General features: G+C 35.7%; 17 protein-coding genes. 7 read left to right on the top strand and 10 right to left on the bottom strand.

Going from position 1 to position 25,978, the window contains the following annotated elements; all coding sequences use genetic code 11:
• Nucleotides 1-11: 11 nt before the first annotated feature.
• From ACR9EA_RS08500 to ACR9EA_RS08515, 4 genes are all read right to left on the bottom strand, one after another.
• On the bottom strand, nt 12-2,279 hold the full coding sequence (locus tag ACR9EA_RS08500; RefSeq protein WP_435139642.1) for a T9SS type A sorting domain-containing protein: 2,268 nt from the start codon (nt 2,277-2,279) through the stop codon (nt 12-14).
• A gap of 181 nt (nt 2,280-2,460) precedes the next feature.
• A complete protein-coding gene (locus ACR9EA_RS08505) occupies nt 2,461-4,071 on the bottom strand; it encodes a RagB/SusD family nutrient uptake outer membrane protein (protein ID WP_435139644.1) in 1,611 nt (536 codons plus the stop codon).
• Nucleotides 4,072-4,075: 4 nt separating this feature from the next.
• Nucleotides 4,076-7,387 (bottom strand): TonB-dependent receptor, encoded by a 3,312-nt coding sequence (locus tag ACR9EA_RS08510; protein ID WP_435139646.1) that lies wholly within the window; start codon nt 7,385-7,387, stop codon nt 4,076-4,078.
• A 207-nt stretch (nt 7,388-7,594) separates the two neighbouring features.
• On the bottom strand, nt 7,595-8,728 hold the full coding sequence (locus ACR9EA_RS08515; protein ID WP_435139648.1) for a FecR family protein: 1,134 nt from the start codon (nt 8,726-8,728) through the stop codon (nt 7,595-7,597).
• 174 nt (nt 8,729-8,902) lie between these two features.
• Here ACR9EA_RS08515 and ACR9EA_RS08520 point away from each other — a divergent pair, with 174 nt between their 5' ends.
• The 5 genes from ACR9EA_RS08520 to ACR9EA_RS08540 are packed head-to-tail and all read left to right on the top strand — an operon-like array spanning nt 8,903 to nt 14,098.
• The gene (locus ACR9EA_RS08520; RefSeq protein ID WP_435139650.1) at nt 8,903-9,439 is read left to right on the top strand and encodes a sigma-70 family RNA polymerase sigma factor; all 537 of its coding nucleotides are present in this window, start codon (nt 8,903-8,905) and stop codon (nt 9,437-9,439) included.
• A gap of 36 nt (nt 9,440-9,475) precedes the next feature.
• The gene (locus tag ACR9EA_RS08525) at nt 9,476-10,726 is read left to right on the top strand and encodes a ribulose-bisphosphate carboxylase large subunit family protein (protein ID WP_435139652.1); all 1,251 of its coding nucleotides are present in this window, start codon (nt 9,476-9,478) and stop codon (nt 10,724-10,726) included.
• Nucleotides 10,726-12,129 carry a four-carbon acid sugar kinase family protein gene (locus ACR9EA_RS08530; protein WP_435139654.1) on the top strand — a complete coding sequence of 468 codons (1,404 nt, stop codon included), beginning with the start codon at nt 10,726-10,728 and terminating at the stop codon, nt 12,127-12,129. Before ACR9EA_RS08525 ends, ACR9EA_RS08530 begins: the two co-directional genes overlap by 1 nt.
• A gap of 18 nt (nt 12,130-12,147) precedes the next feature.
• The gene (locus tag ACR9EA_RS08535) at nt 12,148-12,810 is read left to right on the top strand and encodes an aspartate/glutamate racemase family protein (RefSeq protein WP_435139656.1); all 663 of its coding nucleotides are present in this window, start codon (nt 12,148-12,150) and stop codon (nt 12,808-12,810) included.
• A gap of 4 nt (nt 12,811-12,814) precedes the next feature.
• Nucleotides 12,815-14,098 carry a bile acid:sodium symporter family protein gene (locus ACR9EA_RS08540; protein WP_435139658.1) on the top strand — a complete coding sequence of 428 codons (1,284 nt, stop codon included), beginning with the start codon at nt 12,815-12,817 and terminating at the stop codon, nt 14,096-14,098.
• On the opposite strand, the gene ACR9EA_RS08545 is transcribed toward ACR9EA_RS08540, so the two are convergent.
• Nucleotides 14,095-15,396: a dicarboxylate/amino acid:cation symporter gene (locus tag ACR9EA_RS08545; RefSeq protein ID WP_435139660.1), complete on the bottom strand. Its 1,302-nt coding sequence runs from the start codon at nt 15,394-15,396 to the stop codon at nt 14,095-14,097. The genes ACR9EA_RS08540 and ACR9EA_RS08545 overlap by 4 nt on opposite strands.
• A gap of 102 nt (nt 15,397-15,498) precedes the next feature.
• Entirely contained in the window at nt 15,499-16,560 is a 1,062-nt protein-coding gene (gene aroC / locus ACR9EA_RS08550; protein WP_435139662.1) for a chorismate synthase, read from the bottom strand.
• Between the two features lie 198 nt (nt 16,561-16,758).
• On the opposite strand from aroC, the gene ACR9EA_RS08555 reads away from it, so the two are divergent.
• Entirely contained in the window at nt 16,759-17,613 is an 855-nt protein-coding gene (locus ACR9EA_RS08555) for a UDP-2,3-diacylglucosamine diphosphatase (protein ID WP_435139664.1), read from the top strand.
• A 159-nt stretch (nt 17,614-17,772) separates the two neighbouring features.
• Here the strand turns inward: ACR9EA_RS08555 and ACR9EA_RS08560 are convergent, their stop codons facing one another.
• Nucleotides 17,773-18,273 carry a hypothetical protein gene (locus ACR9EA_RS08560; RefSeq protein WP_435139666.1) on the bottom strand — a complete coding sequence of 167 codons (501 nt, stop codon included), beginning with the start codon at nt 18,271-18,273 and terminating at the stop codon, nt 17,773-17,775.
• Between the two features lie 42 nt (nt 18,274-18,315).
• Nucleotides 18,316-21,249, bottom strand: coding sequence for an FAD-binding and (Fe-S)-binding domain-containing protein (locus tag ACR9EA_RS08565; RefSeq protein ID WP_435139668.1), 2,934 nt, complete (start codon nt 21,247-21,249; stop codon nt 18,316-18,318).
• Nucleotides 21,250-21,383: 134 nt separating this feature from the next.
• On the opposite strand from ACR9EA_RS08565, the gene ACR9EA_RS08570 reads away from it, so the two are divergent.
• On the top strand, nt 21,384-21,866 hold the full coding sequence (locus ACR9EA_RS08570) for a hypothetical protein (protein ID WP_435139670.1): 483 nt from the start codon (nt 21,384-21,386) through the stop codon (nt 21,864-21,866).
• A 9-nt stretch (nt 21,867-21,875) separates the two neighbouring features.
• Here the strand turns inward: ACR9EA_RS08570 and bshA are convergent, their stop codons facing one another.
• Both bshA and ACR9EA_RS08580 read right to left on the bottom strand, forming a co-directional pair.
• On the bottom strand, nt 21,876-23,018 hold the full coding sequence (bshA, locus tag ACR9EA_RS08575) for an N-acetyl-alpha-D-glucosaminyl L-malate synthase BshA (RefSeq protein WP_435139672.1): 1,143 nt from the start codon (nt 23,016-23,018) through the stop codon (nt 21,876-21,878).
• A gap of 1 nt (nt 23,019) precedes the next feature.
• Entirely contained in the window at nt 23,020-25,938 is a 2,919-nt protein-coding gene (locus ACR9EA_RS08580) for a glycoside hydrolase family 3 N-terminal domain-containing protein (RefSeq protein WP_435139674.1), read from the bottom strand.
• Nucleotides 25,939-25,978: the final 40 nt, after the last annotated feature.

The raw sequence follows: 25,978 nt of genomic DNA on the forward strand, positions 1-25,978 counted from the left end.
GTAAAATATATTTATTGTTTGACAAAAATTTTACTTGTAGTTCCTTTACTATGTGCGATGGATAATAAATAACTTCCGGGTTTTATATCGGATATATCTATAGAGCCATATTCATTTCTGAAAGTTTTAATTAGCCTACCTTCTAAACTGAACACCTTAATGCTATTTATGGGTAAAGTTGGAGTTATATGTAAAACCGATGTTGTTGGGTTAGGATACACTTTAAATTCTGTGTGTTGTAACTTTTCAATATTTAAGGCTTTATGAGTTACACTCATATAATACAAATTGGCCACGTCTCCTTTTGTAATTTCATGCACTCCTTCGGGTAAATCAATAGATAAAATGCCTTGTGTTGCGCTGTACTTTTCTCCGTTAACCGCTATGGTTTTATTAAAATCTTCATTAAAAACTAGAGTAAGTATTGATGCGTTATCGGTAGTGAATTTAATAGTTGTACTAGATTCAATTTTTAAGCATTGTGTTAAGGTTAAATCGCCATAAGTAACTGTACCTTTTGAATCGGATAAATTTCCAGAGATATCAAAATACGAACTTTCTAATCCAGAAAGTGTAAAATTATGAACCACATCGCCTTCAATAATTTCTTGGTCTGGATTGTCATCATCATCATCATTTCCAGAATTTTCACCATCGTTTTGTATAGCGACTAATGTTGTTTTATAATTTTTTAAAGCTGATTTTAGTCCTTGGTTAACATCAGAATCTGTGTCATCAACAGCGTTATTAAATTCCCATTTAAAATCACCGCCAAACATTCTGCCCGAATAAGTCATGACTTTAGTTTTTGCTTCTTCTGGCGTGTCTGCAGTGTAATTATACAGTATTGCTGTATCTGTGTCGAAATTGTTATAGGTGTTGTTACCGTAATTGGAATGGATCGAATTTGCTATGTTGTCGTTTCTGTTTTCTACAACAACGCCATCAAAATCTACTGTTGAATTAGGAAAATTAGGATCGCCATAAGCGACAAATCGTTTTGCATCTAGAATTACATTATTAAAAACTTTAATGCTGCCACCATCTTCTTTCGAAAACGTGGGCATATTGCCATAGTCGTTAGCACCTGTGGTTTCGTTGTAAACATCGCTACCTTGCATAGACGTTAAAATAGGATATTTACAATTTCTGAAATAATTGGATTCTACAAATACCGATGAACCTAGCGTTGCCCCTACACCGTATTTCGCATTACCATCGTAGTAATTGTTGTAAACGTGAGCCGAATAAAACCGAACACGCGGATGGCGAGAATCGGAATGATCGTACCAGTTGTGATGATAGGTAATATACAGGCCTTCGGTAGTATTTTCGCTTAAGCCTAACAGATTAGATTTTCCTGTATCCCAAAAGTGATTGTACGAAAAGGTAACATATGTAGAGCGCTTACAGTCTAAGGCACCATCGCCTTTTGCTTGGTCGGAATCGCTTCCAGCATCGCCATAAAAAAAATCGCAATGATGAATCCAGATATATTCGTTATCTTGTTGTAAACCTATATTATCGCCCTCGTTGCTATCGGTATTCATGGTAGCCAGATTTCTAACCTCAATATTTGATGCATTTTTAATGCGTATGCCCCAGCCATCGGCAACGGCGTCATTGCCAACACCTTCAAAAGTAATGTAACTTGTTGCTAAGTTATTATTCTCTATAACAATATCACCTTTATCCATGTACTCTAAATCTGTAATCTGACCAATGGCTCTAATAATTAACGGGCGTGCGTCTTTCCCTTTTTTAAAACCTTCTAGTATGTTTTGCAATCCCACACACGGATTGTTATTTGCTCCTGTTACCTCTAACGTAATGGTGTTTTTAGTGTTTTCGGTAATGTATAAAATAACGGCCTGGTCTTTAGGCGTGCCATCTTGCTTGTAAGCGCCTGGCACTCTCCCATTCGAAAATGAAAATCCAGTCCGGTCGTGTGGTTTAACAGTTATAGTTTCCGATATTGTTTTTTCGCTTTCTATATCATCTATCACTGCGGCGACACTTAAGGTGTATTGCCCTGGTTTAAGTCCGAGCACATCGGCTCTAAAATACGAGCCGTAATCTCTGACTAATTGATCGTCGATAAGTACATCGGTTTGTCCTTCACCCGAATAATAGACCCGATACGAGTTTGCTTCAACGATTGGTTGCCATGTTATAAATGCAGATTCGAGCCAGCCTTGGGTGTTGGTAATTGTGGGTTGTTGCCCCCAGCTAATTATGGTCCATAAAAAAGCACAGCAAATAAATAATTGGTTTTTCATTGTTAGTTAGTTTGGTTGTAATCGATTACACTAATGTAATTAAAAATTAAAATATATTGCGATAAATTAAATATTATAATATAATTATTGAAAAATAAGTATTCTACTAACAAAAACAAACCCGCATGCATTAAGCGTGCGGGTTTTACATAAACACAAACTAATTATTAAACTAACCAATTTAATAAGCTGGATTTTGAGGGTAATCTCCTGAGTCTAATGCGATAGCTGATAATGGAATTGGTCGCAGAATTTTATAGTTCCCGTTTTTTCCTAAAAACGGATCAATACCCTCGTCATATAATTTCTGAATATCTGGATTTCTAATTTTAGTAGTCTCCATAAGTTTACCTGTTCGCTTAAGATCTAACCACCTTAAGCCCTCTCCTGCTAATTCTCTAGCTCGCTCATCTAACAAGATATCAATATCTAATTGAGATAATGTAGAGGCTCCTGCTCTATTGCGTACCTCATTGATGCGATTAAGGGCAGTCCCAATTTCATTGTTTTGTAAATAGGCTTCAGCGGCTATAAGGTAGGTTTCGGCTAAACGGGCTAAGTATAAATCGTGAGTATACTGAATAGATGGAGTTGATGTTTGTATGCGGTCAAATTTACTAAGTCCAGGAAAGTCAGTTTGATTTAAGCCATCCCACCAATGTGGTGCTAATGGAGAAATTATTGTGTTTGCTCGGTTTGTAGGATCTTCAGATCTCCATAAATCAACATTTGCTATTTGATCTGCTGTTCTTGGATAGTAATATTGTACTGGAGAATTTTCTCTATCTATCCTCCATCCTGAATATGGGGTTGTTTTAACATTTAAAAACGTACCTTCAAAACGTACATCGTTATCTTCGAATAAAGTGTATAAATATTCTGTAGGATGTAGTACATTTTTTTTATTTACACCATCGTCTGCACCTTGAACTAAGGGGCCCCACGGGTAATCCCAATTATGTGCACCTCCATTTATAGTTGATCCAGGTGAATATTGTATAGACCACAATACTTCCGGATTATTATCATTTCCGTAGGCGAATAAATCTGCGAAATTAAGGTTTAAAGCTTGTCCAGAAATAGCTTCGTCTGCCCATACTGCTGCATCTGAAAAATCTGTAGAGACTGCATAATCTTGGTATCCCCGGGTAAGGTAAACTTTGGCTAAAATATGCTGAGCAGCTCGTTTGGTTATTCTGCCAAAATCCGATTGCGATGTTGGTAAATCTGTTATGGCAGCTAGTAATTCATCAATTATGAATTGATAAACTTCCGATTCTGGGTTGCGTTCAAAATGAGTAATAGGTTCCGATATTAAGTCGGTTACAATTGTTGTATCTCCAAATTGTTGCACAAGAATAAAATATAGAAATGCTCTTATAGTTCTAACCTCTGCAACTCTGGAAGATAAATTTGGAAATATTTCGGTTTTATCGGCATAATGCATTCCTAAATTACAAATTTGAATGCTTTGGTATGTTGTGCTAAATAACTCTTCTACTTGTCCGTTACTAGGTGTTAGGGTTTGATAGGCGGCTAACCCGATAGGAACTTCTTGATGGGCTGCAAAAAACAAATCTGTACCAGCACAAAAAACATATGGTGTAGGTTGGTAAACTTCTCGAACAGAAGAGTAAACTGAATTAACTAATCCTTCATAGCCGTCTTCTGTATTATAGAAATTCTCTGCCGTTATATTTCCTAAGTTCTCTTCTTCTAAATAGTCAGAACAACTACTTAAGGTGGTTAAACAAACAAATGCTATAATTATATATCTATTAAATGTTTTCATAATTTTAAAATTTAATGTTAAACCCTAATTGGTAAATAGAGTAGCCAGTATTGGTTGCATCTACACCAGACATGTCTGCACTTGCCCATTCTGGATCGAATCCTTCATAATCTGTAAACGTAAATGGGTTAAGTGCATTTACATAAACACGCATTTGTGTTATTCCTGCATTAGCCAACCATGTAGGATTAAAATTGTAGCCTAATGTTAAGTTTTGAATACGCACGAAAGAAGCATCTTTGTTAAAGCCAGGATATCCATAATCTCCAGCGTCTTCTCCCCAATATTGCCCTTGATAGCTTGCTTGTGGGTACGAGTTTGAGGCTCTGGCTTCGGTTACTGGATTTTGACGAACATAATAAGGAACATCTAAAATTACGCGACTATTGAAATCTGTAAACTCTCGATGGAATGGGCTGAATACCATCATTCCCTGCTTGGTAAATACAGTAGCAGAAAAATCCCAATTCTTATAAGAAAAGGTAGTCTGGAAAGTTCCTATCCAATCTGGAGCTGGCGATCCTAAAACACGCATGTCATTATCTATATCTATGCTACCATCACCGTTTAGATCTTTAACCTTAGCTGTGCCCTCCATAGCTTGACGATCTTCAGGAGCTAATTCATCGTATTGCCATACGCCATCAAATTCCATAGCATAAATAACATCTACTGGTTGACCAATAAACCATCTGTTAGGAACATCATCTATTTTTTCGCCGTAAAGTTCTTCAATCTTGTTAGTGTTTTTAGAAAAAATAAAGTTGGTTTCCCATCTGAAATCTCCTGTATCTACATTTACTGTTTTAAGTTGAAATTCTATACCTTTATTACTTACAGATCCTACATTATCTATCATTGTTACCCAACCTGACGGCATGGCTAATTTACGTTCCATCAACAAATTCTTAGATAAACGATCGTATAAGTTAAGTTCTCCAGTTATGCGATTGCTAAATAAACCCCAATCAAAACCAAGGTTCCATTCTCTTGTTTTTTCCCAGGTTAAATTAGAATTAGAAAGTTCGCCAGGAATGAAGCCGTCGGCTGTATCTCCATCCCAATCGTAATAAGTTTTTCTGTCTAGCGCAGATTGCGTAGTATAAGCATCTATGTTGTTATTTCCTGTGTAACCAAAACTTAAACGCATTCTCAGGCTATTTATGGATTCTACATCACTTAAAAAAGATTCTTCTTTTAGCTTCCATGCTAGAGCAGCAGAAGGAAAAGACGCCCATTGGTTGCCGGGTGCTAATTTAGAAGAACCGTCGTAACGCAGTGTTGCTGTTAGTAAATAACGGTTCTTAAAGGAATAATTAACACGATTTGTGAACGATAACAAAGTACTTTTTGTATAACTAGTTGAGGCATCTCGTTGTGGAGCACTCTGTACATTATAAAATAATGATTTAAAAGGAACATCGCGCCCGTATGCGTATGCGGTTTCTAAACGATCGTATTGAGAAGATTGAATAAAATCGTAACTAAAATCATGCTCACCAAAGGCTTTGTTTAAATTCACCTGATTGTCCCAAATATAGGATAGTCTATTGTTATTCCACATTCTTGCTACAGAAATAGAACGTGTTGCCCAGCGATCTTTGTATTCACCTTGACGCTCTAAACGTGCATTTGGTGAAAATGAAGTTCTGAAACTTATCCAGTCTGCGGGTGTGAATTTTAAGTAAAAATTAGATATAATATTGTACTGATCTACATTCCAATTAGAATTTCCGTCTAAAAAGGTGTATGGACTAACATTACCAGAAATTCCTATCATGGGTTGTTGCATAATATTTCCTTCGGCATCTGTAGCAGGAGCATAAGTTGGCATTCTAAATAATTGTTGCGTGTAACCCTGGCGAGATACAAGCTCTTGATTAGAAAAAGCTAAATTGATATTAGATCCAATTTCGAATACATTATTCAGTCTTGTGTCTACACTAGCTTTGAAATTATATTTTTTAAATGATTGATCTACCGCGTTACCATTATCTCCTTGATAACCAAAGCCTACAACATAACCAACATTTTCATTGCCACCGCTTGCTGAAACAAAATGGTTTTGTTGCACACTATTCTTTAAAAACTCATCTATCCAATCTGTTCCTCTCCTATTAGATAAGGCTTCCTCCCAATAATTAACACCGTTATCATCTATGACTTCTGGAAATCCGTAAGTTAACGAATTAACTATTGGGTTTCCAAGCACTAAATCTCTTGCAACTTGCCTGTTTCTATTCCATGTTACGCTTTCGTCATAGCTATTTAAAAAATCTGGCATATTTGCCACTGTTCTAAGGCCCACAAAACCTGAATAACTTACAGATGGCTTTCTACTTTTAAAACCTTCTCCAGATTTGGTTGTAACAATTACGACACCATTAGAACCTCTAGACCCATATATAGCAGTAGATGAAGCATCCTTTAAAATATCTATTCGTTCTATATCGTTTGAATTCAAAAAATTGATATCATCGGTCATTACTCCATCGACAACATATAATGGCGAACCTCCTGTTAAAGAATTTGAACCTCTAATTTCGATGTCGAAACCACTACCTACAGAACCTGTACGCTGAGAAATATTAACACCTGCAGCTTGTGCTTGTATGGCTTGCATGGGACTTGTACTTCCTACTTCATTTAATTGCTTGCTGCCTATAGATACGACAGAGCCTGTTAAATCTTCTTTTTTTACTGTACCATAACCAACTACTACAACTTCATCTAAACTAGCAACATCTTCGTGCATAGTAATGTTAATTATGGATTGATTGTTTATTGAGATTATTTGAGAAATAAACCCTAAATAAGAAACTTCTAATAGTGCATCTGGCTCGCTAACTGTTAAAGAAAAGTTTCCGTTTAAATCTGTCTGCGTTCCATTGCTGGTGTTTTTTTCAATAATATTAGCGCCAGGCAAGGGTTGTCCGTTACCATCTACAACCGTACCGGTTATATCAAAACCTTGAGGCTTTTGAAAAACCGGGTTTTGTGTCTGGTTAACACTAACTTTGTTTAGGGTTAATATTATTTGCCGGTCATTTACCTTGTAATTAATGTTGGTTTCGGCAAATAATGTGTTTAAAATCTGCTCTATGTTTTGATTGTCTGCTACTACCGTTACTGCGCGGTTTAAATCTATGGTGTTGCTATCAAACAAAAATCTAAATTCAGAATTTGTTTCAATGTGGTTAAACACCTGCTCTACAGTCGCATTTTCGAAATGCATCGACAATTTGGTGTTTTGAGAATAGCTGTTTGCATGAATTTTGAAAAATGTAGCAATTAATAAAATGGTGGTTAATTTCATTTTTAAACTAATTATGGGAAAAATTGAGCCTAGCCAATTTCTCTTAATTATATTTTTCATAATTTTGATTGATTTTGAATGAGTTAATTATCTTTCGTTTTAAATCACATTTACAATCGGGAAATACTGGTACTATTTTCCGATTTTTTTGTTGTGATATTGTCAAATGTGTTAGTTTTAAAAAGTTTATGTCATATTATTTCGGGTTTATTCTATTAGTATAATTTTGTCTTTTATTGTGTATTTAAACGACTGCATTTCGCTTAAAATTTCCATTATATCAGAGATTGATTCGATATTCACATTAAATGAAGCATTAAAATTTAAAGCATTTAAATTTTCATTATTATTGATGATTTTTACATCGTAACTGCGTTCTAGGCAGTCTAACATCTTTGTAAAGGGTGTTTTTTTAAAAATCAAATCTCCTGAAATCCAACTAGTGTATAAAGCGGTATTTACCTTAGTTATTCCTATCGCACTTTCAGTTTTTTTGCTTTCTGCCATGTATCCTGGTTCGAGTACTGTTTTTTGATCAGGGGTTTCGTTTTTAAATAATTGCACAGCACCTTCGACCAATACGGTTTCAATATTTGAAGCTTTCGGATAGGCTGAAACATTAAAAGAAGTGCCTAAAACTTTAACATTCACAGCATCGGCATGCACAATAAAAGGGTGTGCTGTATCTTTAGTCACATTAAAATAACCTTCGCCAGATAAATACACCTCTCTTGGTTGTCCGGCTATAAAATTAACGGGATAGCGTAATGAAGACCCCGCATTAAGATGTACTAAAGTTTCATCGGAAAGTGCGATGCTAAATCGTTTTCCATTAGGGATTTTAAGCTCGTTATAGACAAGTTTTTTTAATTCAGATTTTTTATAGTTTAATTGATTACCATTTTGAGAGCCAATGATGTTGCCATTAGTTAATGCAATTTCTTGTGAGTCTGTAGCAGAAATTCTCTGAACTTCTCCATTTTCAAGAATAAGTTCAATCGACTTTTCATTATTTACAACATGTTCTGCCGGTTGTTGTGTTGGGTTTTTGGAAAATAAAAACACTCCAAATAAAACAATAATAATGGCAGCATACTTTAAAGCAATAAAATATGGTTTTCTTCTTTTATGTTTTTGTTCTTTTAATTTCGATTTAAAGGAGTGCCATTGGTTTTGTTGACTTGTGTTTTCAATAAACTCTAGTGCTTCACCAACTAAATTTTGTTTCAACAAATCTTCAATTAGCGTCTTATCTTCTGTACTTAAGTGCTTTATTGCGTACAAATCCACGTTTTCGCCTTGTTGTAATTGTTTTAGTATACTAATGATGTGTTGATTCATTTTCTTTTGCTTGTGCTTTCTATTATATTCCGAAAACTCAAATTTAGGGTGACAATAAAATGAAAAAAAATGAAAATATTTATCATATAAATTATTTTTGATCGATATTTTTGCTATATATGCAATATAAAAAGCGAATATTTTACATATAATTAGAAAGCATACATGTCTAAAATGAAACAATTAAAGCAGTTTGAAGATTTATATAACGAATATTTCGTTTATTTATCTTTAGTTTCGTTTAGCGTTACAAAAGACATGGATGCCTCTAAAGATATTGTTCAAGATTATTTTGTATCGCTATGGAACAAGAATAAGGATATTATATTTTCTTCTGGATTTAAACCATATAGCTGTAAGGCTGTTAAAAATTTAAGCCTAAAACATCTTGAAAAAAGCTCAAATAAATTCACAACTGAAAGTGTAGAAGCATTAAATCCTGTTAATATTTTAGAAGAAGAAATTCAGGAACCTTCTCAAAAAGCTGTTGCTGTTTTAAAACTACTAGAGCAAGTGCCATTGTCTAGAAAAACAATCTTTACCTCGCATGTTATTAATGGATTGAGTTATTCTGAGATTGCCGAAAACCAAAATATTTCTGTAAACACAGTTAAAACCCAAATGAAACGGGTTTATGCTTTTATACGGGAAGAACTTAAAAACGCCAATGTATTTATTGTATTGTTCATAGTTTTAAAAGACAACTTTTAACAACCGAAAATCTGTATTTTACACAAAATTACATTCATGGAAAGAATAATAGCCACCTATATAATTGAAACACCTTACGATATAGAACAGGCTGCCGCTGTGTTGGCAGGCGAACAGTCTAGCGGTACTTTTGTTTCGGTTCCTGGCGAAACCAACGAATTAAAAACGCGCTTTGCAGCAAGAGTAGAACATATAGAGCCTTTAGAAACGTATAACTCCCCTAGCCTTCCGGGAGAAATCTTAAACGGTCAAACTTACAAACAGGCTAAAATAACGGTCTCTTGGTCTATTGAAAATTTTCAATACAACATACCAGGGTTAGTGTCTACTTTGCAAGGTAATTTGTACGAATTAAGACAATTTACAGGTTTAAAATTAGACGATTTTATTTTACCAGATAGCTTTAAAGCCCATTTTAAGGGGCCGCGTTTTGGCATGTCTGGCACCAAAGCATTAGCAAATGTAGGACAAGAACGCCCTATGATAGGCACTATTATTAAGCCAAGTGTAGGATTAACACCAGAGTATACAGCCAATCTTGTTAAAACCCTTGCAGAATCTGGAATCGATTTTATTAAAGACGACGAGCTTTTAATGTCGTCTGGTAATTCTCCTTTCAAAACACGAGTAACTCAAATTATGCGTGTTATCAATAATTTTGCTGATAAAACAGGAAAAAAAATCATGTACGCTTTTAATATTACAGGCGATATCGAAACCATGAAAACCAATTACGAAACCATAGTTAATGCTGGAGGTACCTGCGCGATGGTAAGTATTAATAGTGTAGGATGGGCTGGTGTAAAACACATTTGTGATTTTGGAGCATTGTCTATACATGGTCACAGAAATGGTTGGGGCATGCTTAATCGTCATCCTTTATTGGGCATAAATTTTCCTGCGTATAACAAAATATGGCGATTGGCTGGTGTAGACCAAATGCATGTAAATGGTATAAAAAATAAATTTTGGGAGTCGGATGATGCTGTGGTTAGATCTATTAAATCTTGTCACACGCCATTTTTGAATAACGAGGCAGTATTACCAGTTGTGTCTTCTGGTCAATGGGGCGGACAAGCTTTTGAGACCTACCAACGGACAAAAACCACCAATTTGTTATACATGGCTGGTGGCGGTATAATGGCACATCCTTCGGGGCCATCTGGTGGTGTTCGCGCCATTACCCAAGCCTGGCAAGGTGCTGTAGCAGGGCAAACTTTAGAGGAAACCGCAAAAAGTAACAAAGAATTTAATGAATCGGTTTTAAAATTCGGAAATAAATCATAATGGCATTAAAGCACAATTTATTATTAGCGTTTTATGGCGACGATTTTACAGGATCTACAGATGCCTTGGAATTTTTAACCTTGGCAGGAGCAAAAACAATGTTGTTTTTAAAAGATCCAACTCCAGAGTTATTACAGCAATTTGAAAACTTAGATGCCATTGGTGTGGCTGGAATGACTAGAGCGACCACGCCTAGCGAAATGAAAGAAATTCTTTCGGAAAGTTTTCAGGTTTTAAAGGCATTGCAACCTAAACATGTTCACTACAAAGTATGTTCAACTTTCGATTCATCAAAAGAGATTGGTAATATTGGCACTGCTATAGAAACAGGATTATCGATTTTTAACAATGCATTTACGCCAATTTTAGTTGCAGCTCCTAATTTAGGGCGCTATTCGGCTTTTGGTAATTTATTTGCTAAAATGGGTATTGGCAGTACAGGCGAGATATTTCGGTTAGATAGACATCCGTCTATGCAAAATCATCCAATAACTCCTGCATACGAAAGTGATTTAATGAAGCATTTATCCCTTCAGACGGAAACAGAAATGGGATTGATAGATGTAACAGATTTAGAACAACCTCTTTCCTTTATCGAAAAGAAGATAGCCCACTTAATTGCTTCAGGGAAACAGATCATTTTTTTTGATGCGATGTACGAATATCAAATGAAAATTATCGGGCAAGTTTTAGAGGGGTTAACACCTAAAAATCTCCCGTTATTTTCCGTGGGTTCTTCAGGTATAGAAAAATCGTTAGGCGATTTTTGGAAAACGCAACACCTTATACAAAATGCAAATCTGAATGAAGCACAGCTAGAACCATGTGCGCCTTTATTGGTGCTTTCAGGAAGTGTTTCTCCTATAACTGCCGCCCAAATAAATTGGGCTGTAGAAAATGGCTTTAAAGAAATAGCTATATCTCCGGAACTTTTGAATGATTCACCAGAAGCGCAAGATGTAATACAAAATTGCCAAGCGCAACTTGTGAGCTATTTAAAACAAGGAACTAGCGTTATTATGCATACGGCTAAAGGGCCTAACGACCCAAGAGTTAAGCAATCTAAAGCTTATTTTAGATCGCAAGGTTTAGACGAAATGGCTATTCGTTCGCAAACAGCTGTCGTTTTTGGTGGTATTTTAGGGCAAATCGCAAAAGCCGCCTTACTCGAAATACCCATTAAACGTTTGGTTATTGCTGGCGGAGACACGTCTAGCTATGTCGCCAGAGCATTAGATATTGTTGCTGTGCAAATGATAGCTTCAGTCTATACTGGTGCACCAATATGTAAAGCGTATGCGCCTAACTCACCTGTGCATCATATTGAAGTCAATTTAAAAGGTGGACAAGTTGGAGACCAATTTTATTTTAAGGCGATAGAACAAGGACAAAAAATTTCATAAAAACAAAAATATCAAACCATGTCAAAAACACTTACTTTTATACATACATCGGCTACTTTGGTTCCTGTGTTTCAAGAGTTAACTAACAAGTATTTAAAAGATAAAGATTTAAAAATATTTAATATAGTAGATGATAGTTTAATAAAAAACACCATAGAACGTGGCGCGGTTACTCCCGATACTTCTAGGCGTGTTGTAAATTACGTTGGTTCGGCAGAAGCTGCAGGTTCAGATTTTATTATGGTTACCTGTTCTTCTATTGGTGCGGCAGTCGAATCTTCTATACCGCTAACCAGTGTTCCAGTGCTTCGTGTAGACCAACCTATGGCCGATTTAGCCGTTCAAACTGGAAATAAAATTGGGGTTATAGCAACCCTGCCAACCACTTTAGAGCCAACGAGCGACCTTGTAAAACGAAGAGCGCTTATTGCAAATAAACAAGTAGAGATAACTTCTGTTTTATGCGAAGGCGCTTTCGATGCTTTAATGAGCGGCAATGCAGAAACCCACGATACGATGGTGGCAAAAGCCCTTGTAGAATTAGCAAATACAGTTGATGTTATTGTTTTAGCTCAAGCCTCTATGGCGCGTGTTGTTAGTCAATTAAAAGAAGAAGATAAAAAAGTGCCTATCCTTGCAAGTCCGGAAATTGCTATGGAATATTTAGCTTCTATCTTATAATGCCATGCAGCAATTAAAAGCTTTCGGTTTTAAAATTGGTTTAGCGCTTATTGCTTTATTACTTGTTTTATGGGGTTTGGGTTTTTCTTATTTACTAGCTCCGTTAGCACTTTGCTCGGCCTTGTTTTTGGCTTTTGGTATAGCTGCAATTCCGCAACTTAAAAATTATCAATACACAGCTTGGATTCTGGTAGCTATAGTTAGTGGCTTGCTCTACCCTAATGCATTTTTAAAATGGGGTACTATAGATTTGCGCAATAAATGGCTCATTCTAGTGGTTGTACAAATTGTTATGTTTGGTATGGGTACACAAATGAGTATTAAGGATTTTTTAGGGATTAAAACCATGGGTAAAGGTGTGTTGGTAGGAATTCTATGTCAGTTTTCTATCATGCCCATTGCAGGATACCTTCTAACACGGGTTTTTAATTTTGAACCTGAAATCGCAGCAGGTGTAATATTAATAGGTTCTTGTTCTAGCGGATTAGCCTCGAACGTTATGGTGTATTTAGCGAAAGCAAATTTAACATTGTCCATAACACTTACTGCTGTTGCCACATTATGCGCACCATTAATGACGCCTTTAATGATGAAACTGTTAGCTGGCACTTATATAGAAATCGATTTTGTAACCATGTGTATTCAGATTATTAAAATTGTAATCGTTCCTATTGGTGCTGCGCTACTGTTTGATGCTTATAGCCAAGGATCAACAACATTTAAATCGCTTGTGAATAAGATATTTATTGTAGCGTTACTATGGCTAACTGTAATGATTTTAGGTGTCTGGCAGTATTTAGCTCAATCTTCTTCGGAAAACGTTATGGTTGTTTTTGAATTGTTAAACTTTATGTTTGGAGCCATAGTTGTGGGAGTTGTTTATTCTTATGTAATAAAGTGGAAGCCTTCAATTTCCAAACTCATGCCATTGTTATCTATGGCGGGTATTGTTTATTTTACAACCGTTACTACTGCAGCTAGTCGAGATAATATATTGTCTATCGGTATTGTGATGTTGCTTGTTTCTATGCTTCACAATGCTTTAGGTTACACTATGGGATATTGGTTAAGTCGGCTACTTGGCTTAGATAAAAATTCATGTAGAACGGTAGCACTGGAAGTTGGTTTGCAAAACGGCGGAATGGCATCTGGTTTAGCAGGCGCCATGGGAAAATTAGCGACAGTTGGTTTAGCTTCAGCTATTTTTAGTCCCTGGATGAATATTTCAGGATCTATTCTTGCGAACTATTGGAAAAAGCATAATGTTGTTTCTAACACGCGTGATTAAGCCTCGTAATTATCGTCCCAATCTTTCACTTTAGGTTCTCCTAATTTGCCTACAGATTTAGCAACCATCATAGACACTGCCGCATCTCCTGTTACATTTACAGTGGTTCTACACATATCTAACGGGCGATCGACAGCAAAAATTAATGCTAAACCAGCTTCTGGAATTCCTGCTTGAGCCAAAACGATAACCAGCATTACCATACCAGCACCAGGTACAGCGGCGCTCCCAATAGATGCCAATGTAGCGGTTGCAATAATGCCTAATTGGGCACTTAAACTTAAATCCATACCAAAAGCTTGTGCTATAAATACTGCTGCAACAGCTTGATATAAACTGGTGCCATCCATATTGATGGTTGCTCCAATAGGCAATACAAAACTCGTTACTTCTTCCTCTACTCCTAAATGCTCTTCTACACGTTCCATAGTAACAGGTAGAGTCGCGGCACTACTACTGGTTGAAAAAGCTAATAGTTGTGCTGGAGAAATACCATTTAAAAAGAATTTTGGAGATTTTTTAGTAAAAACTGAAACTAATAAAACGTATACAGCCATCATAAGTGCTAAACCTAAAAGCACACACAAGGCATACCACGCCAACGCTTTAAATAAATCGGCGCTTGGAGCTTCAACAATTAATGCTGCTAATAAAGCAAAAACACCGTAAGGTGCGGCTAGCATTATAATATCGATAAGTTTTAAAATGACTTCGTTAAAACCGTCAAAAAAAGCTTTAACTGGTTTTGCTTGTTCTTCAGGGATCAAAATAAGTCCTATTCCAAAAAATATAGCAAAGAAAATGACTTGTAGCATATTACCATTATCACTTGCAGCTTTAAAAATATTACTTGGCACCAAATCTTCTAAAGCTTGCAGCGGTCCAGCTTGCTTTTGTTTTTCGGCAGCTGCTATTTTAGAATCGGCATCACCTCTATAACTTTCCACCAGCTCTTGTCTTGTATCTGCTGATATGGATTTCCCTGGCTTAATAATATTCACGACAGCCAAACCAATAGTAACCGCGATTATTGTAGTTATAATATAAGTACCTATAGTTCTACCGCCCATTTTAGAAAGTTTGGAAATATCTTTTAAATCTGAAACTCCTTTTATTAGTGATCCTAAAATTAGAGGTACAGCAATTAACTTTAAGGCGTTAATAAAAATATTGCCAAAAGGCTTAATCCAATTGCTAACAAATTTAGATCCCCAATCGAATTGCACCATGATGAGCGCAAACACTACACCTAAACCCATTCCTAATAAAATTTGCCAATGTAGTGCTAGTTTCTTCATAAATAATGCTTTGTTTTTGCTTAAATTAATATTTTATCTTATTGAATATCATGTGTGTCGTGAACTTAAATAATATAACAACGACAACTATTGGTGTTGATTCTATTGATAGGTTTTATCTAATAAAAAATAATCGGCTAGCACCAGTGCAGCCATAGCCTCTACTATAGGCACAGCTCTTGGCACAACACACGGATCGTGTCTTCCTTTACCTTGCATTTCTACAATATTCCCAGATTTATCTATGGTATCTTGTGTTTGCATAATGGTTGCCACAGGTTTAAAAGCTACTTTAAAATAAATATCCATGCCGTTACTGATGCCGCCTTGAATTCCCCCAGAAAGGTTAGTTTTGGTGGTACCGTCTGTATTGTATAAATCGTTATGCTCGCTTCCTTTCATTTTAGCACCCTCAAAACCGCTGCCATATTCAAAACCTTTTACGGCATTAATTGAAAGCATGGCTTTACCTAGTTCGGCATGAAGTTTATCGAATACAGGTTCTCCTAACCCAATCGGTACATTTTTAATGACACAAGTTACAGTGCCACCAATAGTATCTCCTGCTTTACGAATATCTTTAATTTTAGAAATCATGCGTTCTGCAGCAGAAGAATCTGGACACCTAACAACATTATCTTCTATGCTGTTTAAATCGACCTCTTGATACGGTTTATCCATAAAAATATCACCAACAGACGAAGTGTATGCATGTATTTTAATGTCTTTTAAGTACTGTTTGGCTATAGCTCCCGCCACTACTCTACAAGCAGTTTCTCTGGCAGAACTTCGTCCGCCACCTCTATAATCGCGGATACCGTATTTTTTTTCGTAAACATAATCGGCATGCGAAGGACGGAAAGAATCTTTAATATGAGAATAATCGTGTGATTTCTGATTGGAGTTTTCGATAATAAATCCAATAGAAGTTCCTGTAGTTTTTCCTTCAAAAATTCCTGATAAAAACTTTACTTCATCGGGTTCCTTACGTTGGGTTACAATAGCAGATTGCCCAGGTTTTCTGCGATTCATTTCATGTTGTATCGCATCAAAATCTATACTAATACCTGCAGGACAACCATCTATAACACCGCCTAACGCAGGCCCGTGTGATTCTCCAAAAGTGGAAAGTTTAAAAATTTTTCCGAAGGAATTTCCCGCCATAACAAATTATATTTTTTGCTAATTTAAATGTATTATTACAAAAAATAAAATAGAAATTACCCTAACAGCAATATTAAATATATAAACACATAACATAAATTTTACAATATGCTATATTTTAATTAATTAGCATTTTAAGTTTAGGTAACATCTGTTTCTGTTATTTGCAATATTACAAACAGATTAAACCGTCTTTTTTTGAAAATTAAACGAAAACTAGATATTGCTGTAATTTCAGACGTCCATTTAGGGACTTTTGGTTGTCATGCCAAAGAATTGTATTCGTATTTAAACAGTATCAGTCCTAAAAAACTTATTCTAAACGGCGATATTATAGATATTTGGCAGTTTAATAAACGGTACTTTCCTAAATCGCACATGCAGGTCATAAAAAAAATAATGGATATGGCGGCAGATGGTGTAGAAGTGATTTACATAACAGGAAATCACGACGAAATGCTTAGGCGGTTTTGCGATTCTAGCATAGGAAATTTTTCTATTGTTAATAAATATACAACCGAGTTAGATGGTAAAAATGCTTGGTTCTTTCATGGCGATATTTTTGATGTTTCCATTCAAAATGCGAAATGGTTGGCCAAACTTGGTGGTTATGGCTACGATGGATTAATTTTAATAAATCGTTTTGTTAACTGGTGTTTAACCCGCATGGGGCAAGAAAAATATTCAATTTCTAAACGTATTAAAAATGGTGTAAAAGGTGCTGTGAAATACATTAGCGATTTTGAAAACGTGGCATCGGATTTGGCGATTGAGCAGGGTTACGATTATGTGGTTTGCGGACACATACATCAACCTAAAATGCTTATTAAAGAAAATAAATTAGGTAAAACCATGTATTTAAATTCTGGCGATTGGGTTGAAAACTTTACAGCATTGGAGTATCAGTTTAAACGCTGGAAAATTTACAATTTTAATTACGACAAACTTTCTCCGTTTTTTGTTGACGAAGATTTGAAAGACATGGATATGCAAGATTTAATTGCAGCCATAACTATAGTCGATAAAAAATCGAAAAAGAAAAAACAGAAGTAACCAACGGTTTTGTTTATGAAAAGTTGCGAATTTGTCGACGAGGATTTTCCGTAGGAAAATCAGAAGTTGGTAAATTTGCAACTACATTCCGTTTTTGTTAAAAATAGCAATTTTTTATAAACGTTGTTGTACAACGGTTATTTATTAGTTCTTTAATAATCATTGTTGTTCAATTGAATTTAATTTTATTTCAGCATAAGAATAGTCAGCAGGTGTAGCAAATGGCTCAACACATAAGTATTTTAAATCTCCAGAGAAACTCACAGGTATTGAGTCATTTACGTTTTTTAAAAAATCAAATTCAGAGCCAAGGAAATCCTTATTACACACAATAAAATGATGCTTACAATTATAACAACCTTCTGCACCTCTTAAAATCCAAAAGTAGTTATTGTATTTTCCGTTGTGTTCATCATCAAAAATATTATCGACATTTTCAGCTCGTTTGTAAAATATTAGTCCGCTCTTTTGTTCTTCTATTGGTACTTCGGGAAAATAATCACTTGGAACAGTATCTATAGTTTCTGATTCACATCCGCAATTTGGTTTTTCATCATCAGAATTATTAAATCCAATTATAAAAATCATAATTCCGAGATAACAAATTGATAAAATTGTTAAACGAAGTATTTTAAATTTTTTATTTGGTTCTGTTTTCATCAAAATGTTGTACAACGTACTTTTATTCTAAGTGTAAATCTATTAAGTAATTAACGCAGCCTTTAAAATGCTTATAGGATGTAGGGCTTCCCGTTGAGTACCATCTTTTATTTGATGTCTGCAACTTGTTCCGTTGGCAGCTATTAACACCTCGTTAGGCGCTTTTCTAACGGCTGGAAACAGGGTTTGCTCCCCTACTTGCATACTCACGCTATAATGCTCCTTTTCGTAACCAAAACTACCAGCCATACCGCAACAACCACTAGGTATAATCGTAGCCTTGTAATGTTTGGGTAGGTTTAGAATGGTAAAGGTAGATAATTGATTACTTAAAGCTTTTTGATGGCAATGCGCATGTATTTTAATCTGTTTTGTTTCTGTGTGAAATTGTTCTGCAGTAATGTGTCCGTTTTTAATTTCCTGATGCAGAAAATCTTCAATTAAAAAAGTGTGTTTAGCAATATGTTTCGCAGCCGTTTTCTGGTCGGCTAGCATCAGATATTCATCTTTAAAGGTGAAAATAGCCGAAGGTTCTATACCAACCAAAGGTGTGTCTTCTGAAATTAAATCCTTAAAAATCGCTACGTTTTTATTGGCACATTCTTTTGCCTGATCTAAAAAACCTTTCGAGATAAATGAACGTCCAGATTCTTCATGATTAACAAACTTAACCTCATAATTCAACCCTTGTAATAAGGCAATAGCATCTAAACCAATTTGGGTATCTAAATAGTTTGAAAATTCATCAACAAACAAATAAATTGTTTTTTTATAATTGATTTTAATTTCTTTATTTTTAATATTTTGAATGCATTTATTTAGACTTTTAGTTGATATTAAAGGCATGCTGCGTTCCGGAGCAATAGCTGCCATTTTTTTTATGAATTTAGAAGTTGTGGTATTCGTAAAAAACCAATTGGTAAGTGTCGGAAAATTTGAAGACCAAGTATTTATTTTGTTGTTATAAGCAAATAATTTAGACCTTAAATCGAAGCCGTTTTCTTTCTGATATTGATATAAAAACTCAGCTTTCATAACCGAAATATCTACTGTACTCGGGCATTCATTTAAACATGCTTTACAGCTTAAACATAAATCTAAAACTTCCTTAAGTGCTTTATGATTAAACGGATTTTCGCCCGGTTGGTTATTGGTTAAAAACTCCCGCAAAGCATTAGCTCTAGCTCTAGTGGTATCTTTTTCGTTTCTGGTAGCTCTGTAGCTCGGGCACATGGTACCACCTAATTCGGCTGGTTTTCTACAATCTCCACTACCATTACATTTTTCGGCTTGCCTTAAAATACCTTGAGATTCCGAAAAGTCTAAAAGTGTAGTAATTTCAGGCTCTTTACGATCGGGTTGATATCGTAAATTTTCATCCATCGGAAAAGCATCAACAATTTTTCCAGCATTAAAAATGTTTTTCGGATCGAAAATCGATTTTATACGTTTAACAATAGCGTAATTAGCTTCGCCAATCATTAAAGGGATAAACTCTGCCCTTACAATGCCATCTCCGTGTTCACCCGACATTGAGCCACCATATTTCTTTACCAAATGAGCCACATCGGTAGTTATTTGTCGAAACATTTTAACGTCTTCAGATAACTTCAAATTTAAAACAGGCCGTAAATGCAGCTCTCCAGCACCTGCATGTGCATAATAAATAGCCTCTTGATTGTAGCCTTTCATGATGGCGGTAAACTCATTGATATAATTGGCAAAATCAGCTAATGTTACAGCTGTGTCTTCAATACAAGCAGCCGATTTTTTATCGCCAATAATGTTTCCTAACAAGCCTAATCCGGCCTTTCTCAATTCAATAGCCTTATCGATATCATCTCCAAAAAGTACCACATTTGCATAACTAAGACCTTCGTGCTCTAAAGCATTTACTAAGGCATTGGCTTGTAATTTTGCATCGGCTTCCGAATTACTTTTAAGCTCGCACATGAGTATAGCTTTGGGATCGCCAACAACAAATTGTCTGTTTTCTTGCTGTTTTAAATTGTTTTTGGTGCAATCTAAAATGGTTTTATCCATCATTTCGCACATGTATAAATGATGATCCATACAAGTGGTAACGGCACGTAACGCATCTTCTATAGAGCGAAAATGTGCTGCAACCATAACGCGTTCGGAAGGTGGTAAAGGATCTAATTGTAAAGTGATTTCTGTAGTAAATGCCAATGTGCCTTCGCTGCCACATAACACATTACACATGTTGAATGGTTTTGATGATTCTAAGAATACATCGGAATCTATTAACTTATCTAAAGCGTAACCCGTATTTCGCCGGTGAATTTCAGGTTTTGGAAAATGATCGTGTATCTGCTTTTTTACCGTATCCGCCTGTAATTCTGAATATACTGTATTGTAAATTTTACCTTCAAGCGTATTTAGCTTTGTTTTTTCATGAAACGCTTCTGGCGTTAACGCTCCAAACGTTACAGCACTACCATCGCTTAAAATCGTTTTTAGTTCTACAACTTTATCGCGTGTTACACCGTATTGAATAGAGGTTGTTCCAGATGAATTATTGCCCACCATACCGCCTACCATACATCTGTTTGAGGTGGATGTGTCGGGCGCAAAAAACAAGCCATAGGGTTTTAAATGTAGATTCAAAACATCTTTAACTACACCTGGTTGCAACGTAACGGTTCTGTTCTCTTTATCGATAGAAATGATTTGAGTAAAGTGTTTAGAAACATCTACCACGATACCATCTCCCACACATTGTCCTGCTAACGAGGTGCCGGCAGTTCTAGGAATTAAAGTGATTTGATGGGTTGTTGCAAACTTAATTAATTGTTTTAAATCGTTCTCATTCTTAGGGTATGCAACAGCTAAAGGTAATTTTCTATATACCGAAGCATCGGTCGCATAAATGGATTTTATTAAATCATCAAAAAACAATTCACCTTCTAAGTTTTGCTTCAATGCATCTAGTTGCAAGTCCTCAACGTCTATCATAACCGATAATAATTCCTTAAAATATTAGTGTGTTAAAAATAGGAGATTGTGATACAACTAACAAAAAAATGGATAAGGTACAGGTAAAATAATTTTGAACAATTATTTTTGCTCGCAAAACCCATAACAGAATTATGAAAAAACTAACATTACTTTTTCTTTTATTATTTGGATTTACAATGCAAGCCCAAGAAGTAGCTAAAAATGCCTTAGGGTTACGCTTAGGTGGCGCCGATGGTATTGGATTTGAAATATCTTACCAACGTGCTTTGGGCAGTAACAACCGATTAGAAGCCGATTTAGGGTGGAGAGATAATGACCATTTTGAAGGCTTTCAATTAACGGGCTTATACCAATGGGTTTGGCAAATAGAGCAACGTTTTAATTGGTATGCCGGTGTTGGTGGCGGTTTTGGAGACCGAGAGCACGACCATCACCATAATGGTAATCACAACCATGATGATGATGAAGGCGTTTATGTGTTTGTTGCAGGTGTTGTTGGGATTGAGTACAGCTTTGATATCCCGTTAATGCTTTCACTAGATTTTAGACCAGGTATTGGCTCTAAACATTATGACGGCTATGATTTAGCCCTTGGAATCCGTTATCAATTTTAATCATTTACATTAAACCAAAGAAGCCTTACTTTTAGCTAAGGTTTCTTTGTATAAAGCTTCGTATTGCGGAACAACATTTAATATATCGAAGGTAAACGAGCGTTGTTTGGCATTGTGTTTAAATTGTTTTAATCGGTTCTCGTCGCTTAAAATATGAATTGCATTTTGACTCATATCTTCTACATCGCCTACATTACTTAAAAAACCAGTTATGCCATGTACGTTAACTTCAGGTATTCCACCAGTATTACTGGAAATTACGGGAACGCCAGATGCCATTGCTTCTAGTGCTGCTAAACCAAAACTCTCGGTTTCCGAAGGCAATAAAAACAAATCGCTAAAACATAAAATTTTATCAATTTCGTTGCTTCTTCCAAAAAACACGACTTTATCGAGTATGCCCAATTCTGCACATAAATTTTCTGCCTTTTCGCGTTCAGGGCCTTCCCCTACCATCATTAATTTAGCTGGAAGTTCTTTTTGAATATTATAAAATATTTTTATGATATCTAAAATGCGTTTAACAGGCCTGAAATTACTAATGTGTGTTATGATTTTTTGACTGTCTTTAGCCATCATACCACGTTGGCAGTCGGTAAAAGCAAATTTATATTTTGTATTATCTATAAAATTGGTAATAACATGAATGTCGTTTTTAATATTAAATAAGCGCAACGTGTCGTTCTTTAAACTTTCGGAAACCGCTGTAACTGCATCAGACTTATTAATACTAAACGTAACTGCCGGTTTATAAAACGGATGATTACCAACTAGTGTAATATCGGTGCCGTGCAAAGTAGTTACTATAGGAATATTTATACCTTCTTCCTGTAACATTTTCTTAGCCGTATAGGCTGCATAAGCATGCGGAATGGCATAATGCACATGTAATATTTCTATACGGTGCAATTTAACCATATCTACCAATTTACTAGATAACGCCAGCTCGTATGGTAAATAATGAAACAGTGGATATTCCGGAACATTAACCTCGTGATAATGTACATTATGACTGAGTAAATCTAACCTTACCGGTTGATTGTAAGTGATAAAATGTATATCGTGACCGCGTTTAGAAAGTTCTAAACCCAACTCTGTTGCAACAACTCCACTCCCCCCAAATGTAGGGTAACAAACAATTCCTATGCGCATTTTAATGTATAATTGCTTCGTAAATTAATTCTTGAATATCTGTTCTAATATTCTCCCTTAGCAAAGTATTCACTTCTGCCGAAGGGTAAGTTCTATTGGCTAAAAACACATATACCAATTCTTCTTCTGGGTCTGCCCAGGTGTAGGTGCCTGTAAACCCAGAATGTCCAAAACTCTCCATAGACAAGCAGCCGCAGGTTGGGCCGCTTTTTCCTAACTGTGGTTTATCAAACCCCAAACCTCTTCTGTTGTCTTTATCGCAATAATAGCAAGTATTAAACATATCTATGGTTTCTGGCTTCAAATAGCGTTTATCGCCATAAAATCCTTTTTGTAAATACATTTGCATAATTTTAGCGACATCGTTGGCATTACTGAAAATTCCAGCGTGTCCACCAACACCATTTTCCATAGCTGCACCCATATCGTGTACGTAACCTTGTACAACTTGATAACGGTAATAATTATCGTCTTCGGTAGGCACAATATGTTTCAAACTAAATCTTTTATAAGGATTATAGGTGGTATAATTGGCTCCTAAAGATTCGTAAAAGTGCTTTTGCACCAGAAAATCTAAGGTTCTGTCGTAATACCGCTCAATAAATTTCTTTAATATATAATATGGTAAGTCGCTATACCTATAGCTTAACTTACTTAATAGATCGGAATCTTTTATTACTTTTTGAATCGTGTCTGGATAATCGCGCTTTAAAAATAGATTATTTGCTACTTTAATGTTGAATAATGGGCTTTCGGCATTACTATAATAATTGGAACTAGGACGTTTTAAGGAATCTAAAGTTGCCACATAAAATGGCACCCAAGGCTTTAAACGCGCGTAATGCGACAACATTTGTTTAAGGGTAATATCTTTTTTATTGGAATTTTTATATTCTGGCAATAATTGCGAAAGTTTAGAATCGATAGTTATATCGCCAGTCTCTACAATTTCCATCAGCAAAGGCAAAGTCGCTAAAATTTTAGTTAGTGAAGCAACATCGTAAATGTCGTTAAACTTTACCGTTTCTGAATCTTTGTCGTAAGTGTGTTTTCCAAAATTCTGATTGTAAATCACCTGACCTTTTCTGGCGACTAGCAATTGCAAACCTGGTGTCATGTGTTCCTTTACAGCACGCTCTGCAATAGCATCAATTTTATGAAGCTTTTCAGAATCTATACCTACACGTTCTGGAATGGTATAGCCTAAACGCGAAATGGCATGTGTATCTATTCCGTAACCCGCTGGTAAACCATTGCCTACAGATACAGGCAATTTTCCTTTTGCGGAAAGCGCACCAAAAATAATTTGCGCTGATTTTTCTTGAGCGACATTACTGTTCTGGTAGCTAACCACAATGCCTTCAAGATCGTCTATAAACGGCACATCGAGCAATGCATAAGGTTTAACAAAAATATCTAAAATAACATGGTGCGACTTTGCAATAGTTTCTAGCCAAACCAGCTCTTGCGTTGTAAATTTATAATCTTTCCACGGGTTGGCATTCGATCGGTGCAAGCCAATAATTACTGTGTTGTAATTGTCTAATTTAGATTTAAGATCGTCTAAATTATCCGATTCTAATTCGTGGACTTTGGTATATTTTTTAAGCTCGCTTACAAAGGCAGAATTATCGTCGTCTCCCATTTTTACATAGGCAATTGTTTTTTTATCTAAATCGCGAATAGGCAGTGTTTTTTCGTGGTTTTTTACAACAGTAATGGCATTTTCAAATAATTCTTCATTTAAAATATTGTCTTCCAACCTATTAAGATCTTGTATAAGGTTTGCGGTATCTGTCGGCTTGTATTTATTAAGTCCGACCTTATATTTTGCTTTTAAAATTTTCTTTACTGAGTACGATAATCGCAATTCTGAAATTTCCTGAGCCTCATAAGCTTCTTTTATTTTAGCAATTGCCTTAGGAACATCTTCAGAAATTAATAAAATATCGTTTCCTGCCAAAAATGCGGCCAAATCTATATCTCCTGGTTCACTAAAATTAGCGACCCCTTTCATTTCTAGAGCATCGGTAAAAATAAGTCCCTTAAATCGTAAGCGTTCTTTTAAAATTCCTGTAATTATAGTGTTGGATAACGACGATGGCAAATTGGCTTGTGGCTCTAAACTTGGTACGTTTAAATGCGCCACCATAACACTAGACAAACCTTCATCTATAAGTTTTTTATACGGATACAACTCTACTGAATCTATTCGTTTTTCGCTAAACGCAATGGTTGGTAATAATTTGTGAGAATCGGTTTCGGTATCGCCATGCCCAGGAAAATGTTTTCCAGTTGCCAATAAACCAGCACCTTGAAACCCTTTCATAAACGCCATGGCATCTTGGGTGACTTTATCTCGGTTTTCACCAAAAGAACGGTTGCCAATAATAGGGTTATTCGGGTTTGTATTAATATCTACATCTGGACCAAAATTAAAATGAATTCCAACGCGTTTACAGTGTTCTGCAATATGTTTTCCTGTGCGCTCTATTAACGACGGATCTTGAATAGCCCCTAAAGTCATGTTCCAAGGAAACGCGTAAGTAGAATCTAAACGCATGCTTAAACCCCACTCTGCATCCATACCGATAAGCAACGGCACTTTAGCTAGTGCTTGGTACTTGTTGTTAAGTTTTACTAATTTTTCTGGTCCGCCTTTAGAGTAAATAATTCCGCCTATATGTTGGTCTTTAATTAAATCTTCGGTGAGTTTTACATCTCCCGTATTAGCAGTAGTCATGGCGCGAACCATAAATAACTGTCCAATTTTTTGATCTAAAGACAAGGTGTTATAAACACTATCTACCCATTTTTCTTGAAGGGTTATATCTCTAGTTTCTAAAGGGTCTGTAGATTGTTGACTAAAGGTTATTTGGGTAGCACATAAAAAGAGGGACAAATATAAAATATAGCGCATGAAAAATATCTATTTGAATGTAAAAGGATTAATCGCGATT

Source organism: Formosa sp. A9 (assembly GCF_051200825.1).
Lineage (GTDB): Bacteria > Bacteroidota > Bacteroidia > Flavobacteriales > Flavobacteriaceae > Formosa.

Bases quoted from the DNA above. Each gene is read 5' to 3' on its own strand.
- bshA (WP_435139672.1), bottom strand. From the start codon at position 23,018: ATGCGCATAGGAATTGTTTGTTACCCTACATTTGGGGGGAGTGGAGTT.
- ACR9EA_RS08515 (WP_435139648.1), bottom strand. From the start codon at position 8,728: ATGAATCAACACATCATTAGTATACTAAAACAATTACAACAAGGCGAA.
- ACR9EA_RS08570 (WP_435139670.1), top strand. From the start codon at position 21,384: ATGAAAAAACTAACATTACTTTTTCTTTTATTATTTGGATTTACAATG.
- ACR9EA_RS08510 (WP_435139646.1), bottom strand. From the start codon at position 7,387: ATGAAATTAACCACCATTTTATTAATTGCTACATTTTTCAAAATTCAT.
- ACR9EA_RS08520 (WP_435139650.1), top strand. From the start codon at position 8,903: ATGAAACAATTAAAGCAGTTTGAAGATTTATATAACGAATATTTCGTT.
- ACR9EA_RS08560 (WP_435139666.1), bottom strand. From the start codon at position 18,273: ATGAAAACAGAACCAAATAAAAAATTTAAAATACTTCGTTTAACAATT.
- ACR9EA_RS08545 (WP_435139660.1), bottom strand. From the start codon at position 15,396: ATGAAGAAACTAGCACTACATTGGCAAATTTTATTAGGAATGGGTTTA.
- ACR9EA_RS08505 (WP_435139644.1), bottom strand. From the start codon at position 4,071: ATGAAAACATTTAATAGATATATAATTATAGCATTTGTTTGTTTAACC.
- ACR9EA_RS08565 (WP_435139668.1), bottom strand. From the start codon at position 21,249: ATGATAGACGTTGAGGACTTGCAACTAGATGCATTGAAGCAAAACTTA.
- ACR9EA_RS08525 (WP_435139652.1), top strand. From the start codon at position 9,476: ATGGAAAGAATAATAGCCACCTATATAATTGAAACACCTTACGATATA.
- aroC (WP_435139662.1), bottom strand. From the start codon at position 16,560: ATGGCGGGAAATTCCTTCGGAAAAATTTTTAAACTTTCCACTTTTGGA.
- ACR9EA_RS08580 (WP_435139674.1), bottom strand. From the start codon at position 25,938: ATGCGCTATATTTTATATTTGTCCCTCTTTTTATGTGCTACCCAAATA.
- ACR9EA_RS08535 (WP_435139656.1), top strand. From the start codon at position 12,148: ATGTCAAAAACACTTACTTTTATACATACATCGGCTACTTTGGTTCCT.
- ACR9EA_RS08540 (WP_435139658.1), top strand. From the start codon at position 12,815: ATGCAGCAATTAAAAGCTTTCGGTTTTAAAATTGGTTTAGCGCTTATT.
- ACR9EA_RS08530 (WP_435139654.1), top strand. From the start codon at position 10,726: ATGGCATTAAAGCACAATTTATTATTAGCGTTTTATGGCGACGATTTT.
- ACR9EA_RS08500 (WP_435139642.1), bottom strand. From the start codon at position 2,279: ATGAAAAACCAATTATTTATTTGCTGTGCTTTTTTATGGACCATAATT.